The 245-nt window shown below is 47.3% G+C and carries 1 protein-coding gene; it reads right to left on the bottom strand.

What is annotated here, in order from left to right:
* On the bottom strand, positions 1-245 hold a 245-nt coding region (locus tag KVT38_RS34000), incomplete at both ends, for a hypothetical protein (RefSeq protein WP_217598117.1).

Genomic DNA, 245 nt, shown 5'->3' with positions numbered 1-245 from the left:
ATCCCCCTTAGTCTCTTTGGTCTCTTTATTGTTTTTGCTCTCTAATATGTTATCGCTGCCCGATCCAGGAGTTGCTGCTGAGGCACGCTTGGCCAGTATCTCCTGCAAAGCAAGACAGTGGGTTTCAAGATTGTTTAAGTCGCGACTCACAGTAATGCGCGATTCTTTAAATCCGACCATACGACCAATGTCCGAAATACAGAAGAGCACTTTAGACAGAGCCGCGCGAGCCGCTATTTGTTCAC

It is taken from the genome of Cohnella sp. GbtcB17, assembly GCF_019091135.1.
Classification (GTDB): domain Bacteria; phylum Bacillota; class Bacilli; order Paenibacillales; family Paenibacillaceae; genus Cohnella.
Note: the sequence above shows the minus strand (reverse complement) of the source record. Positions and strands in the feature narration are given on the sequence as shown.